Here is a 433-nt window from a genome sequence, read left to right on the forward strand (position 1 = left end):
GGTGCAGGAAGGCATCGTCCCCGGCGGCGGCACGGCGCTCCTCTATGCCACCAAGGCCCTTGAGGGCATGAAGGGCTTCAACGACGACCAGACCCGCGGCATCGATATCGTCCGCAAGGCGCTCTACGCGCCGGTTCGCCAGATTGCGGCGAATGCGGGCCATGACGGTGCGGTGATCTCGGGCAAGCTGCTCGAGGGCAACGATCCGACCCAGGGCTTCAACGCGCAGACCGACAAGTATGAAAACCTCGTCGAGAGCGGCGTGATCGACCCGACCAAGGTCGTTCGCACGGCACTTCAGGACGCGGCGTCGGTTGCCGGCCTGTTGATCACCACCGAAGCGGCGATCAGCGAACTGCCGGAAGACAAGCCCGCCATGCCGATGGGCGGCGGCGGCGGCATGGGCGGCATGGGCGGTATGGATTTCTGATCC

At 65.8% G+C, this 433-nt stretch carries 1 protein-coding gene; it reads left to right on the forward strand.

Features of this window, described 5'->3' with window-relative positions; genetic code table 11:
* The coding region (locus tag AACY08_RS30025) for a TCP-1/cpn60 chaperonin family protein (RefSeq protein ID WP_339472722.1) at nucleotides 1-430 on the forward strand (430 nt) is incomplete at its 5' end.
* Between the last annotated feature and the right edge of the window lie 3 nt (nucleotides 431-433).

Origin of the sequence: Pseudomonas sp. EL_65y_Pfl1_R83, from assembly GCF_963970695.1 — a bacterium.
Lineage (GTDB): Bacteria > Pseudomonadota > Gammaproteobacteria > Pseudomonadales > Pseudomonadaceae > Aquipseudomonas > Aquipseudomonas tritici.